The following is a 13507-nucleotide window of genomic DNA, read 5'->3' on the forward strand; positions in this document are numbered from 1 at the left end:
TGTGTTAATGAACATATTTCCCCTGCTTGGGAACCACAAACGTTTCATGACCTTTTGTAAGCTTTTCCAGCCCTTCCGTGAGTTCTTTTCCATAAAATGGCTGACCGTGCCCCGTTAATGCCGCTTTCGGATTAAGAGCAGCCAGCTTGCGGATCGATTGTCCTGCGGTGTCCCAATCAGGTGTAAAATATGCCGGCGGCCCATGTATCTCCTTAGCCTGGCTCATTACAGCCATCAGTGACTCCTGCTTAACAGTAATAAAGGCATCGCCTGCAAGCAGAACACCGTCGTCATCCCGGAAAAAAGATACATGCCCGGGAGTATGGCCCGGGGTATGTATCCACCTCCATCCCGGGAGACCGGGCAAGGAAGCATCCTCAGGGAGTTCCTTAGCGCTCTCCCCGATATCGATCGGCCTTCTGGGATATAAAGGCGATATCAGGGCCATTAATCCTCTCCCGACAGCAGGGTCTGCCGGCGGATAGGTTTCTTTTCCTGTCAGATACGGAAGCTCAGCTCTGTGTGCATAGACGGGAACATCCCATTTAGAAAGTATTGCCCTCAACCCGCCTATATGATCAAAATGAGCGTGTGTCATCAGGACGGCAAGAGGCCTGGATTCCCTCCCGAACATCTTCTCTGCAAACCTGATGATGAAACCGCCGGATAAAGGCACGCCTGCATCGACAAGAATCCAATCTCTCCCTTTAGGGCCCAGCCCTGTTAAAAAAGCGATATTCGCAATTGCCGTTCTATAAACGTATACATTTTCTGCAATCCTGTGTTTCTCGACATATGTTTTTTGCTGTTCCATTTCGTGCCTCCTACTGAAGAATTATTCTTACTATCCCCGTTTTTTTGTTTTTTTTCGATAGAAAGGTTTAACAGGCAGCCGGATGTGGTTTATATATAAATATTCTTTCTAGAGGTGAACCCCATGTTCAATATACTTGCAAGACAATTTGAAAACCCTAAGGGAATGCTCGGCAAGCTGGCAGGCAAAATTATGTACAGCGAAAATCGGACCATCAACAGTTGGACGGCCAAGAAGCTTAATATTAAGAACAAGGACCGCATCCTTGAAGTCGGATACGGTCCCGGTTATTGCATAAAATATATTATGAACCGATTCCGCTGTGTCTATATCGATGGAGTTGATCTCTCACCAGACATGGCAGCATCTGCGGAAAAGAGGAATAATGAATGGATAGATGAAGGAAGGGTCAGGCTGTTTACAGGAGATATACACAGCATTGCATCAGACCTGGACACCTATCATAAAATTGTTTCAATAAACAATTATCCCCTTTGGACTAAACCAAGGGAAACCCTGGGCATGCTTTATGAAATTACGGAGGCCGGCGGAGAAATTGCCATAACTGTACAGCCGCGCGAGAAAGATGCTGACACCCTTATTACAAAAAATCTGGCAAAAGTCATTGAAGCAGATCTGGCCTCTGCAGGCTACGAAGAAATACAGGCATCCTTTAAGGATGTGCAGCCTGTACTGGCTGTATGTGTGACCGCCAAAAAAGGCAGGCAATAAAAACGGCTGAAAATCAAACTTCGATCGCAAGAATAAGCATACTGAAAAATGGAGCTCCTTCAGTGAAGGGCTCCATTTTTTCATTTCTTATATTTAGAATCACAGAATCAGCCAATAGACCAGCCCAAAGCTGATGAGCGATACCGCAGCCGATGCAAATAGTCCTGTAAGCAGCGGCATTACGCCGAGTTTGGCAAACTGTTTAAGGTCTGTCTGCAGGCCGACAGCCGCCATGACCATTATAATGACAAACTTTGAAATGCTGCTCAGCAGATCTTGGACTGCAGCTGGAAATGCTCCGAATGAATTGAGCATGCTGACAGCCAGAAACCAGACGATGAACCAGGGAAAGGCTTTTTTGAAAGAACCTGCCCGGCTGCTTTTATCTGCCGTTCCCATCAGGATAGGGAGGATGAGTATCAGCGGCAGAAGGAATATTGTCCTTCCCAACTTGACCGTGGTCGCAACTTCCCCTGCTTCATTTCCATAAACATATCCGACTGCAATTGCAGAGGAGGTATCATGGACTGCCGTACCTGCCCATATTCCGAAAGCCTGCTCGTTCATATGAAATACATGACCGATGATCGGATATAGAAAAAAGGCAATCAGGTTGAAAAAAACGATTGTCGAGATGGCGTATGCGGTTTCATCGTCCTTTGCCCCCAGGAGACCTTTTACAGCTGAAATGGCCGTTGCTCCGCAAATGCTTGCCCCCACCCCGATCAATAGTGATAAGGTCTTACCAAGCTTCAGAAAATGCCCGAACCAAAGTGTAAGAAGTATGCCTGAGCAAACAGATACAAAAATAATGAGCAGGGATTGCCTCCCTATTTCAAAAATATCAAAAATATTCAGGCCGGCCCCGAGCAATACGACTGCGGCTTTGAGAAGCCTTTTAACCGTCAGTGTAAGCCCCTGTTCAAAAACCGGGTTTATGCCTGCTGTGTTGCGAAGGGCAGCCCCTATCAGGATGGCAAATAATATTCCGCCGACCAAAGGAAAAATGCCGCCCAGAAATTTTGCCGCTGCTGCAATCGCAATAGCCAAAATGAGCCCCGGCAACCATTGCGGAAGCCTGGCGGCCGCTTGCTGTAGCCGTTCCATCTTTCTCTCACTACTCCCTGATGATAAGGCAAATTTATAGCTTCTATAAAACTGCTCTTCTCTTATTTTGTTAAAATCCACAAATAATCTTAACATAAAAGGACTCTTAGTAAAATCTGCGGGAATAGCAAGAAAATTCCGATAAAAAAGCATCAGGCCCGAAAGCCTGATGCTCCTTTTATCGGTAAATATTTTTCCGGATTTCAAGCATACTTCGTCGATATCCAAGTCGCGTCCTTGGCGCTCGATAATCTCCCTCAGCTTTTCTTAGTTGATAAATTCCTTATCAATAAAATTCGAGAAATCAGGTTTCTCTTTCAGGAACTTTAATGCATAAGAAGAGTCTGCAAATGCCTGGACTGTATCCTCATCCACTTCATAAGTAAAGCCAATGCGTTCCCAGGCTTTGTCTACAACTGACTTTTCCAGCTCCTGGCCAGTAACCTCTTTAATATCCTTGATTGTGATTTCCTTTGCCTGCTCTGGATTCTCTGTAATATATTTCACAGCATCCTTGTGGGCTTCGACAATCTTTTGGATCACTTCAGGATTATCTTCAATTGCTTTTCCTGATGTTACCATGACAGACGCCGGCAGGGTTTCCCCGAAAGCGACTTCATCCCAGCCGATGACAACATTAGCATCGGTTTCTTCTTCAATTACTGCAGCCCATGGTTCAGGAGCAACCGCTACATCAATCTTGCCGGATTTCAGCATATTGGCATATTGTGCCGGATTTCCAGTCAGGTGTTTCATTGTTCCGCCGATCCTTTCGGATGTGATGCCGGACTCTTCCAGGTAAGTTTCGTATTGAACATCATGTGTACATCCGACTGCAGGCGTAATATACGTTTTCCCCGCAAAATCAGCTGCTGTCTTGATGCCGCTGTCTTTACTTGCCAGAACAACTGTGCCGCCTGTAGAAGCTCCGGCAATCAGCTTAACATCTGCTCCAGTAGAATAATTATTCATCGCAGGTCCGGGACCGACCAGACCGGCATCCAAATCACCTGTTTTGAGCGCAGTCATAAACTGGCCACCATCCGCAAAAGTCTTATATTCGATCGTTGTTCCATCTCCAAGGCGCTTCTGGAAGAAGCCCTGGTCCTTTGCAACCATCGCAGGCACATGGTTGATATTCGGGAAGTAGCCGATAACGATTTTTTCTTTAGAGCCCGAGCTGTTTTCTGAGGATCCGCAGCCTGAGAGGATCCCAGCAGCTGTCAATAATGACGCCATGAAGATAAAGGCTTTCTTTTTCATTTTATTTCCCCCTATTTGTTATTTTCAAGTCCCCATCTTTCAAGTACCGATTTTTCAATACGCTGGAAAATCAGCTGGTCCACAATGGAACCAATGACCCCGATAATAATCATGACGGCGATTACAAGGCTCATGTCCCCGAAATCAGAAGCATATCTCAGCGTATACCCGAGTCCCGGACCCGTGCTGAGCAGTTCCCCTGCCATCAATGCACGCCATGCGAATGCCCATGCAAGCCTTGCCCCTGTCACGACATATGGGATTGAGGCTGGGAAGATGACCCTTGTGAACAAGTCGATCCCTGAGGAGCCCATTGTCTGTGCCGCACGAATGAACAATGGTGAAACATTCTTGATTCCGACCCTCATATTCAGGGTCATGACAAAAGTGCCGCCAAGAATGACAACAAAGATGACAGACACTTCATTTAAGCCGAACCACATGATCGCAAGCGGCAGCCAGACGATGCTCGGTACGCTTTGGAGCGCAAGGATGACGGTGCCCAGTGTTTCATCGGCCGTCTTTGATTTGGCAAGCAGAATCCCGAGGGCCGAGCCCAGCACTAGACTGATGCCAAGGCCAATAAGCAGTCTCCTGAAGCTGGCCGCAAGATCATAAAGAAGTGTTTTATCACTGATTCCTGTCACGAGTGATTGGAACACATCAGTCGGCGATGGAAGGATGGTCGGCAGCCACAGGCCCATCCTTGAGCCCAGCTCCCATAAGCCAATGACGATTGCAAAGAAGATGATTCGTTTAATTGCTGGTTTCATTGGCTAATTCCTCGCTTACGACTTTATCGATTTCCTTTTTTAGATAGCTCATAATATGATCTTCTATTTCAAGCATTTCCTTTTTATATTGGTCTCTTGGCCGGGGGAGATCCACCGTGATGTCCTGGAGGATCGTTCCCGGCTTGGTGCCCATCACTATGATGCGGTCAGAGAGCTTAATAGATTCGGAGATGCTGTGGGTCACAAAGAGAATCGTTTTCTTTGTCTCCATCCAGATCTTTTCAAGCTGCTGGTGAAGCCTTGATCTTGTTTGTTCATCTAGGGCCCCAAAGGGTTCATCCATGAGCAGGATCTCAGGATTCATGGCCAGGGCCCGCGCAATTGAGACCCTTTGCTGCATGCCGCCGGACAGTTCATGCGGATAATGGCCGGGATATTTGCCGAGCTGAACCATCTGCAGATATCTGAGTGCTGTCTCCTTAGCCGCACTCTTTGACATTTCCTTTTTCAACGGGAATGTCACATTTTCCAGTACATTCAGCCATGGAAATAATGCGGCCTGCTGGAAAACCATCCCCCTGTCCCTGCCCGGCTTTGTCACCTTCTGCTGATCGATCAGGACACTGCCGCTCGTCGCTGAGGTAAGGCCTGCCACAATATTCAGCAGTGTTGATTTACCGCAGCCGGAAGGACCGAGGATCGATATAAACTGGCCTTTTTCAATGCTCAGGTTTATATCCTTCAGCACATCTGCGGCCATGCCGTTTTTATCAAAATACTGTTTATTTACAGATTGAACATCAATAAACACAGAAAACCACCTATTCTAAGAAATCTTATTATAATACTCGGATATAGTATGTAATTATAATGTATTCACCGGGCATGTCAAGCTTTCAGAATAAATTTAAAACCCATAATAAATTAACGGCATAAACCAAGCATGGCAGAGTATTTCAGCAGCTGGAGAATGGAAAAAAATAAGCCTCCCCCTTAATCGGGAGAGGCTTTTCATTATGGCTGAAAGGCATTTTCCTTTTTGGAAGCTTTAATGAGCTTCTCGATTTCTTCAAGATTATTTTCTTCAAAAAGCTGGACGATTTTGCTTCCGACGATCACACCGTCGCAGATTTGATTCATAGCCTTGACATGTTCGGGGGTTGAGATGCCGAATCCAGCGAGCACGGGCAGCCTGCTTACACTCTTTACCTTTTGCAAATGCTCCTGAAGCTCTCCGGAAAAATCTCTCCTTGCACCCGTTGTCCCTTTGACTGTGACCGCATATAAAAAGCCATTTCCCTTTTCCGAAATTTGCTGTATCCGCTCAATCGGGCTTGTCAATGTAGCAAGCCTGATGATTTCAAGGCCGTCCCTTTCTGCATGGGGTGCAATCAGATCTTCTTCTTCAGGAGGGAGATCTGGAAGGATCAGGCCGTCTACACCAGCCTTGCTTGCTTCCATTGTAAACCGTTCGATTCCATAAGCCATGACAGGATTTACATAAGTCATGATAATGATAGGGATATGGACGATCGGCCTGATCGTTTTCAAGGTTTCAAGGACTGTTTTAAGCGTAGTCCCTTCTTTCAGCGAGCGGATTCCCGCCTTTTCGATGACCGGGCCGTCCGCTACCGGGTCCGAAAAGGGAATGCCGACTTCTACAGCTGTGGCACCGCATTTTTCAAGAAACGTGATTTTGTCCCCCAGTGTGGCAAGCCCGCCATCTCCTGCCATAATATAAGGGATAAAGGCCTTTTCCTCTTTTTCTTTCAAAAGGCGGAACACTTTTTCAATTCTATTCATCCTTCTTCCCTCCTAATCTGGCTTTCACCGTTTCTACGTCCTTGTCCCCCCGCCCTGACAGGCAGACGGCAATTCCTTCACTATTATTCATCGTCCCTGCAAGCTTTAAGGCAAAAGCTACAGCATGGGCGCTTTCGAGTGCCGGAATGATTCCTTCTAGCCTGCACAGCAGCTTAAGCGCTTCAAGAGCTTCCTCATCTGTGATAGATTCATAGACTGCCCTGCCAGTATCCTTAAGATAGCTGTGCTCAGGTCCTACTCCCGGATAATCGAGGCCTGCCGAGATGGAATGTGCTTCCTGGATCTGGCCGTCCTCATCCTGCAGCAGATACATAAGGGCTCCGTGAAGCACACCAGGTTTTCCTTTAGTCAATGATGCCGCATGGTTTCCGGTATCTACCCCAAGGCCTGCTGCTTCCACACCATACATGCGGACACTCTTGTCTTTTATGAAAGGATAAAACATCCCCATGGAATTGCTTCCCCCTCCGATGCAGGCTACAACCGCATCCGGGAGCTTTCCTTCTTTTTCAAGATACTGCTGCTTCGTTTCAGCCCCAATCACGCTTTGGAAGTCCCTAACAATCATCGGGAATGGATGGGGCCCCATCACAGAGCCGAGTATATAGTGTGTGTCTGATACATTGGCTACCCAGTAGCGCAGCGCTTCATTGACTGCGTCTTTCAATGTGCTGCTGCCTGAGCTGACACCGACGACCTTCGCTCCCAGTAGTTCCATCCTGAATACATTCAGTGCCTGCCTTCTGATATCCTCTTCCCCCATATAAATGACGCATTCAAGATTCAGCAGGGCACAGACGGTTGCAGTGGCTACGCCATGCTGCCCTGCCCCAGTTTCTGCAACGATTTTCTTCTTCCCCATGCGGACTGCCAATAAAGCCTGGCCGATCGTATTATTGATTTTATGAGCGCCGGTATGGTTTAAATCCTCCCTTTTCAGGAAAATCTTAGCCCCTCCTGCATGCTTCGTCAGGTTTTCGGCAAAATAAAGCGGCGTTTCCCGGCCAACATAGTCTTTCAGAAGACTGTTCAGTTCCTTTGTAAAGCTTTCATCCTGGAGGGCCTTTTTATATTCTTCCTCCAGTTCTGTAACTGCCTGCATAAGTGTTTCGGGCACATATCTTCCACCGTATATGCCGAAATGCCCTTTTTCATCTGGCATCGTATAGACTGCTGTCATTTTACTTCCTCCTCATTTTTGAGCGCATTTTTTGCTTCTGCTATAAATTCCGCAATCAGGGCGGGATCTTTTTTTCCGTCCTTTTCCACGCCGCTGCTGACATCAGCCATAAAAGGCGCTGCCTTACGGATTGCTTCTCTTGCATTTTCTGGATTCAAACCGCCTGCAAGGATTACTTTTTTACCGCCAAAATCCCTGCCTTCAAGAATACTCCAGTCAAAGGCGATTCCGTTCCCGCCCCTGTATTTTCCCTTTGGGCTGTCCAGGAGGATATAATCACAAGGATATTCCGCAATCCGGGCAAGATCTTCCTCACCTTGCACACTCAGGGCTTTAATGACTGGCAGATTGATGCCTGCACAGAATTCCGGAGTCTCATCACCATGAAGCTGGACCATATCCAATCCGGCAATTTCCGCCGTTTTTTCAATTATTTCTTTGGATTCATTAACAAAGACGCCAATCTTCAGGGGCCCCCCGGGAAGCTTTGCTATTATTTCGGCCGCTTCCTCAGGCGCGATGCGGCGCCTGCTTTCGGCAAAAACAAATCCTAATGCATCGGCCCCGCTTTTGGCTGCATAAAGACCGTTCTCCAGATCAGTGATGCCGCAGATTTTCACCTTCATGGGATCCGCACCTCCTTTAAAGGAAGCTTCATGCCGCTGAGCGATGATTCAAGATCAGAGGCTTTCATGAAGGTTTCCCCGACAAGGATGCCTCCTGCCCCTGCAGAGACTGCTCTTTTAGCATCCTCGACCGTTTTCATGCCGCTTTCGCTGATCAGAAATGCACCTGATTCTCTAATTGCCGGAGCGAGGCTTTCTGTAACAGAGAGATTTACATTAAATGTCCGCAAATCACGGTTGTTAACCCCTATCAGCCTGCTGCCTGCTGCTATGGCTCTTTCTGCTTCCCCCTCATTGTGAACCTCTACCAGTACCTCAAGATCCAAACTGGAAGCATACTGGTACAGCTCATTCATCTGCCCTTCCCCAAGCGCTGCTGCGATCAACAGAATGATATCGGCCCCTGCACTTTTTGCTTTGGCAATTTGAATATTATCAATCATAAAATCCTTGCAGAGAATCGGGACATCGACAGCGCCTCTGACTGCTGCCAGGTCCTCAAAACTTCCTTTAAAAAAGGACGTGTCAGTTAATACGGAAATAGCATCGGCACCATATTCAACATATTTGGCAGCCTGTTCGGCCGGTGATGCATCCATGCTAATATCGCCTTTTGAAGGCGAAGCCCGCTTGAATTCGGCAATGATGCTCAAATGTTCGGCTGCTTCAAGTCTGGAAATGAAAGACCGTTTTGGTGTTTCAGGGATCTCAGGCAGCCCAAAAGCTTTCAGCCTTGCAACTTCCCGTTTTTTTTCTTCGATAATTTTATCTAAAATGGTCGCCATCTTATATCACCTCTTGTTTGAACTTGCTGCCGGCGTTAACCAGGAGTTCAAGCTTCTCCAGTGCAGCACCGCTGTCAATGCTTTCTGCAGCAAGCTTGATTCCCTCCTGGATGGTATCCGCTTTTCCGCCGGCGAAAATGCCAATCCCGCTGTTCAGCAGGACAGTATCACGATATGCCCCTTTTTCACCGCTGAGCACCTTCCGCAGGATTTCCGCATTTTCCTTTGAATCTCCGCCACGTATTTCTTCATTACTATATATGCCAAGCCCAGTCTCTTCAGGCCGGAGGATTTGCTGTGTAATCTTCCCGTTGTCAAGGATAGCCAAATGGTTCTCTCCCTGGAGGGAAGCTTCGTCCATGTATCCGGCACCGTTCAATACAACCGCTCTTTTACGCCCCAGTTCATTGAGTACCTCTGCAAACATGGAAAGCAAATCCCTTCTGTAGATCCCCAGAAGCTGTGAATCAAGCTCCATCGGATTGGTGAGAGGCCCAATCAGGTTGAAAATCGTCGGAATCCTTAAATCCTTCCTTACCTTCATGATCCTTTTGATCTGAGGATGAACATGCGGTGCATAAAGAAAGGCAATGCCAATTTCCTGGAGGATTTCTTCAAGACGCTCCGGCGCCAGGTTCAGGTTGATCCCCAAGTGCTCCAGGACATCAGCGCTCCCAGTCTTACTGGACACGCTCCTGTTTCCATGCTTGGCAACAGGGATTCCCGCTCCTGCGATGACAAATGCACTGGTTGAGCTGATATTGAAGCTTTTTGATCCATCCCCGCCAGTCCCGCAATTGTCCAGGGCTCCGGGAATTTTCTTTTCAAACCTAAGGCTTCTGCCCCTTAAGCCTTTCACCAGCGCTGCGATTTCAGCAACCGTTTCTCCCTTTGTTTTCAGCCCGACCAGGAAAGCCGCAATTTCACTGTCTGTCACCTCTTCGGACAGCAGGTGGGCCATCGCCTCCATCATCTCTGGTTCCGTCAGTTCTGTCCGTTCAGATAAGCGTTCCAGTATGTGCCTCATAGCTATTCTCCTTCCTGATTTCCGATAAAAAGTTTGCCAGCATCCTTTTTCCGTTTATCGTCCCGACTGATTCCGGGTGAAACTGAAGGCCGAAGAGCGGGTAGTCTTCATGTTTGATGGCCATGATTTCCTGATCATCCATCGATCTCGCCAGCACCTTGAATTGTGCCGGAAGCGTTCCGGTCTGGATGACAAGTGAGTGATATCTCATGATATCGATGGGCTGCTCCATGTATTGAAACAAATAAGAGCCGGTATGCTTAAGCTTTGATGTTTTTCCATGCATAATTCTGGAAGCCTTCTCGATACTGGCACCGAATGCCTGGCCAATGGCCTGATGTCCCAGGCAAATCCCGAGGATCGGGATTCTGCTGCAGAATTCCTGGATCAGATTTATGCAAATGCCTGCGTTTTCCGGCCGGCCGGGACCCGGAGACAATACAATGGCTTCAGGTTTCATGCTGCCTATTTCATCAAGGCTGATCTTGTCGTTCCGGACAACCTTTATTTCTTCGCCAAGCTCTCCCAAATACTGATACAGGTTATACGTAAATGAATCGTAGTTATCAATTAATAAAATCATCTTGATCCTCCAAAAATGCCCTTAATTTATGAATGGTTTCTTCATACTCTTTTTCGGGCACCGAGTCATGTACGATGCCTGCCCCAGCCTGGATGTAGGCCTTATTCCCCTTTATCAGCATGGTGCGGATCGCAAGCGCGAAGTCCATACTGCCTCCCGCAGAAAAATAGCCGATCGCCCCTGAATAAACACCCCGCTTGTATTCCTCCAGTTCATTAATAATTTCCATCGCCCTTATTTTCGGTGCGCCTGATACTGTCCCTGCCGGCAGGCAGGCAGCAAGTGAATCTGCGGGTGAATAATCCGGCTTCAGCTTTCCGGATACCTCAGAAACCAAATGGATGACATGCCTGAATTTCTCGGCTTGCATGTATTTCTCTATCTTTACTGAACCGAATTCGCAAACCCTGCCAAGGTCATTTCTACCAAGGTCCAGGAGCATCCGGTGCTCGGCAAGCTCTTTTTCATCGTTCAAAAGGTCGGCTGACAGCCTCTCATCTTCTTCCTCGTCCTTTCCCCTAGGCCTTGTTCCGGCAATGGGGTTCGTGGTTACTTTGTCAGAATCTGCCTTGATCAGGCTTTCCGGAGATGCACCGGCGACTGCATATTCACCAAAATTCAGAAAATACATATATGGTGAAGGATTCTGAATACGGAGCCTGCGGTAGAACGAGAACGGATCTCCTTCAATGTCTGCCTGCATACGCTGTGAAAGCACCACCTGGAAGATATCTCCCTGGATGATATACTCTTTGGCTTTCTTTACCTTTTCAACAAAAGACTCTTTCGTTTCTGAAGCCGAGTACCTTGATATCTTTATACCGCTGTCAGAAGGACCGGCAGAGCCTTCTTCTATTTCCTTTCTCCGTCCGGCAATCCCGTGCCTTAGGCTCTCTTCTGTCGTATCGGGTGTCAGAGAGGTGCCGATCAGGTAAACTTTCTGTTCAGCATGGTCATAGACAGCCATGATTTCAAAGAACATCAGATGCACATCCGGAACTCCCAATTCATCTTTTGGGATACTTCCGATATCCTCATACTGCCTGATGCTGTCGTACCCGACATAGCCCACCGCTCCTCCTGCTAGGGGAAAGGGTGCATGCATGGGTATTTCAGGAAGCAGTTTTTTTACCATTTCAAGGGCAGGCTCCTCCAATTCGGTTTCTTCTCCTCCCTTGATCAGAATGCTTTTGCCGCCATTCCCCTTTAATTCAAATACAGGATCTGCACCGATAAACGAATATCTTCCTGAGCGCTCATGCTTCAGCGAACTTTCAAGCAGGAATTTTTTTTCCCCGCTGATCCGCTGATAAATGCTGATGGGCGTCAGTATATCACCTTCCAGTTCTTCAATCAGAATGCCTGGTACTGCCTCTGCTCTGCTCATTATTTTTCCTCCTATGCTTTTCTCGGCTCGGCTCCTATAAAAAAAGTCCCCTATACGCACAGGTATTGTGCATATAGAGGACGATATTCCGGACCGCGGTGCCACCTCTGGTTAGAGCAAGAAATGCTCTCTCTTTTCGGGTGCGCAAGACTTTCAGCCCTGCAGACCCTATCCTGATAACGGCGGAATCCCGTGCATCCCTACTTTTTTTCAGGATGCCTCTCACAAGTCCATTCACAATGCTGTTCGTGCCGGCTTCCACCACACCCGGCTCTCTGTAACGAACGAATGCTCTGCTACTCCTCTTGTTCAGCGATTTTTATATTCTTTTTTGTATAACACAAAAAGGGTCCCTCATCCTTATAAAAAGGACGAGAAACCCGTGGTGCCACCTTCATTAGCTGATCAATCAGCTCACTTTACAGACAGCAGGACAATATTCCTGCCATCTGTCTCTTGTAACGATGAGACTGTTCGCCAAAGCCTACTGCTCAAAAGGGTTCGGTTTGGAGGCTCGGAAGTCCATTCACGATTGCATCTGCACTGATTCCCACCATTCATCAGCTCTCTAAAGCATCTGCAAAAGTTACTACTCTTCGTCATTGCCGTGCGATATATTGATTATTATGATAAATCGGATATATCCGTTTGTCAAATCATTTTTTATATAAATTTATGTAATATTATACAAAGCCTTTTGGAGCTTCGTTTTCCAGACATCCGCCAGCGCCTCTATACTGAGCATCTTCTCCATTGCTCTGGCATCTTTCCGCCCCCGGAAAAAGATTTCATTTCCCTCCAAGACCGAAATATCCTCCTGCTTCCGTTCAAGAAGGATCATTGGTGAATCTTTCCGGACAACGCCTGGTTCGATCACCCTGAAAAAATATCCTGTAAATCCTGTCTCCACGATTCTTGCCAGCAGCTTATCTGCTTCATTGAACTTAGAGATGGTCGAGCACGGCACCCGCCCCTGGGTGATTTGGATGACCGCATCGCCCAGTGTGAAAATATCCCCGATGAAAACATCTTCTTCCTTCATATTTTCTGCACAGATATTCTCTCCGAATGCCGGGGGCTGAAATACTTTTCCAAATTCTTTTTCCCACATGCTGTAATGCTCGTAAGGATACAAACATACTGCCCTGTCAGGGCCGCCATGGAAATCAGGATTGGCGACACCGTCGCCGGCAAAACCCTCTGGCACCAGTCTGGCTTCCTCCAGTGGAGTTTTCCCTATTGCAGAAGTTTCTTTTTTTCCTTTCCAGTCAAATTGCTTTGGTTTGCCTATGCTGAATTCAATAATCCGGCCTTTCATTGCTTTTTTCCCCTCCATGAACCCAATTAGTCTGCCCGCTGGCATTATTCCCTATTCTATCTCTTTTGGCGGAATGTTCCAACCCTTCTCTTTGCCAAAAAATAGCAGGGAAAGAAGTCAGCCTGTT

Annotated in this window: 14 protein-coding genes and 2 other annotated features; of the genes, 1 reads left to right on the forward strand and 13 read right to left on the reverse strand. The window is 47.4% G+C overall.

Annotated features, from left to right (window positions below; all coding sequences use genetic code 11):
* Nucleotides 1–4: 4 nt before the first annotated feature.
* Entirely contained in the window at nt 5–814 is an 810-nt protein-coding gene (locus CYJ37_RS05455) for an MBL fold metallo-hydrolase (RefSeq protein ID WP_009795586.1), read from the reverse strand.
* A gap of 123 nt (nt 815–937) precedes the next feature.
* On the opposite strand from CYJ37_RS05455, the gene CYJ37_RS05460 reads away from it, so the two are divergent.
* On the forward strand, nt 938–1546 hold the full coding sequence (locus tag CYJ37_RS05460; RefSeq protein ID WP_009795585.1) for a class I SAM-dependent methyltransferase: 609 nt from the start codon (nt 938–940) through the stop codon (nt 1544–1546).
* A gap of 99 nt (nt 1547–1645) precedes the next feature.
* Here the strand turns inward: CYJ37_RS05460 and CYJ37_RS05465 are convergent, their stop codons facing one another.
* The 12 genes from CYJ37_RS05465 to CYJ37_RS05530 all read right to left on the reverse strand — a co-directional run bounded on the left by CYJ37_RS05465 (nt 1646) and on the right by CYJ37_RS05530 (nt 13380).
* Entirely contained in the window at nt 1646–2653 is a 1008-nt protein-coding gene (locus CYJ37_RS05465; RefSeq protein WP_257964179.1) for a YeiH family protein, read from the reverse strand.
* A gap of 267 nt (nt 2654–2920) precedes the next feature.
* Nucleotides 2921–3916, reverse strand: a complete 996-nt coding sequence (locus CYJ37_RS05470) for an aliphatic sulfonate ABC transporter substrate-binding protein (protein WP_009795583.1) — start codon at nt 3914–3916, stop codon at nt 2921–2923.
* 11 nt (nt 3917–3927) lie between these two features.
* Complete coding sequence (locus tag CYJ37_RS05475; protein WP_094768947.1) at nt 3928–4689, reverse strand: ABC transporter permease; 762 nt, start codon at nt 4687–4689, stop codon at nt 3928–3930.
* A complete protein-coding gene (locus CYJ37_RS05480; RefSeq protein WP_009795581.1) occupies nt 4673–5461 on the reverse strand; it encodes an ABC transporter ATP-binding protein in 789 nt (262 codons plus the stop codon). The genes CYJ37_RS05475 and CYJ37_RS05480 overlap by 17 nt, the downstream gene beginning before the upstream one ends.
* A gap of 203 nt (nt 5462–5664) precedes the next feature.
* Nucleotides 5665–6453, reverse strand: coding sequence for a tryptophan synthase subunit alpha (trpA, locus tag CYJ37_RS05485; RefSeq protein WP_009795580.1), 789 nt, complete (start codon nt 6451–6453; stop codon nt 5665–5667).
* A complete protein-coding gene (trpB, locus tag CYJ37_RS05490; protein WP_009795579.1) occupies nt 6446–7654 on the reverse strand; it encodes a tryptophan synthase subunit beta in 1209 nt (402 codons plus the stop codon). The genes trpA and trpB overlap by 8 nt, the downstream gene beginning before the upstream one ends.
* Nucleotides 7651–8280, reverse strand: a complete 630-nt coding sequence (locus CYJ37_RS05495; protein ID WP_101548352.1) for a phosphoribosylanthranilate isomerase — start codon at nt 8278–8280, stop codon at nt 7651–7653. Before CYJ37_RS05495 ends, trpB begins: the two co-directional genes overlap by 4 nt.
* Nucleotides 8277–9065: an indole-3-glycerol phosphate synthase TrpC gene (gene trpC / locus CYJ37_RS05500; protein WP_101548354.1), complete on the reverse strand. Its 789-nt coding sequence runs from the start codon at nt 9063–9065 to the stop codon at nt 8277–8279. The genes CYJ37_RS05495 and trpC overlap by 4 nt, the downstream gene beginning before the upstream one ends.
* Nucleotide 9066: 1 nt before the next feature.
* Nucleotides 9067–10092, reverse strand: coding sequence for an anthranilate phosphoribosyltransferase (gene trpD, locus CYJ37_RS05505; RefSeq protein ID WP_101548356.1), 1026 nt, complete (start codon nt 10090–10092; stop codon nt 9067–9069).
* Entirely contained in the window at nt 10064–10675 is a 612-nt protein-coding gene (locus CYJ37_RS05510) for an anthranilate synthase component II (RefSeq protein WP_009795575.1), read from the reverse strand. Before CYJ37_RS05510 ends, trpD begins: the two co-directional genes overlap by 29 nt.
* A complete protein-coding gene (gene trpE / locus CYJ37_RS05515) occupies nt 10659–12062 on the reverse strand; it encodes an anthranilate synthase component I (protein ID WP_101548358.1) in 1404 nt (467 codons plus the stop codon). The genes CYJ37_RS05510 and trpE overlap by 17 nt, the downstream gene beginning before the upstream one ends.
* A 73-nt stretch (nt 12063–12135) precedes the next feature.
* Nucleotides 12136–12384 (reverse strand) — a binding site (T-box leader).
* A 42-nt stretch (nt 12385–12426) separates the two neighbouring features.
* Nucleotides 12427–12674: a binding site (T-box leader), on the reverse strand.
* 61 nt (nt 12675–12735) lie between these two features.
* Nucleotides 12736–13380: an MOSC domain-containing protein gene (locus tag CYJ37_RS05530; RefSeq protein WP_022544055.1), complete on the reverse strand. Its 645-nt coding sequence runs from the start codon at nt 13378–13380 to the stop codon at nt 12736–12738.
* Nucleotides 13381–13507 lie beyond the last annotated feature (127 nt).

The organism is Bacillus sp. UMB0728 (genome assembly GCF_002858875.1).
GTDB classification, from domain to species: Bacteria; Bacillota; Bacilli; order Bacillales; family Cytobacillaceae; genus Bacillus_AB; species Bacillus_AB infantis.

Excerpts from the sequence above, each read along its gene's own strand:
- CYJ37_RS05455 (WP_009795586.1), bottom strand. The coding sequence starts at position 814 with ATGGAACAGCAAAAAACATATGTCGAGAAACACAGGATTGCAGAAAAT.
- CYJ37_RS05530 (WP_022544055.1), bottom strand. The coding sequence starts at position 13,380 with ATGAAAGGCCGGATTATTGAATTCAGCATAGGCAAACCAAAGCAATTT.
- CYJ37_RS05460 (WP_009795585.1), top strand. The coding sequence starts at position 938 with ATGTTCAATATACTTGCAAGACAATTTGAAAACCCTAAGGGAATGCTC.
- CYJ37_RS05465 (WP_257964179.1), bottom strand. The coding sequence starts at position 2,653 with ATGGAACGGCTACAGCAAGCGGCCGCCAGGCTTCCGCAATGGTTGCCG.
- trpE (WP_101548358.1), bottom strand. The coding sequence starts at position 12,062 with ATGAGCAGAGCAGAGGCAGTACCAGGCATTCTGATTGAAGAACTGGAA.
- CYJ37_RS05475 (WP_094768947.1), bottom strand. The coding sequence starts at position 4,689 with ATGAAACCAGCAATTAAACGAATCATCTTCTTTGCAATCGTCATTGGC.
- CYJ37_RS05510 (WP_009795575.1), bottom strand. The coding sequence starts at position 10,675 with ATGATTTTATTAATTGATAACTACGATTCATTTACGTATAACCTGTAT.
- CYJ37_RS05470 (WP_009795583.1), bottom strand. The coding sequence starts at position 3,916 with ATGAAAAAGAAAGCCTTTATCTTCATGGCGTCATTATTGACAGCTGCT.
- CYJ37_RS05495 (WP_101548352.1), bottom strand. The coding sequence starts at position 8,280 with ATGAAGGTGAAAATCTGCGGCATCACTGATCTGGAGAACGGTCTTTAT.
- trpC (WP_101548354.1), bottom strand. The coding sequence starts at position 9,065 with ATGGCGACCATTTTAGATAAAATTATCGAAGAAAAAAAACGGGAAGTT.
- trpB (WP_009795579.1), bottom strand. The coding sequence starts at position 7,654 with ATGACAGCAGTCTATACGATGCCAGATGAAAAAGGGCATTTCGGCATA.
- trpD (WP_101548356.1), bottom strand. The coding sequence starts at position 10,092 with ATGAGGCACATACTGGAACGCTTATCTGAACGGACAGAACTGACGGAA.
- trpA (WP_009795580.1), bottom strand. The coding sequence starts at position 6,453 with ATGAATAGAATTGAAAAAGTGTTCCGCCTTTTGAAAGAAAAAGAGGAA.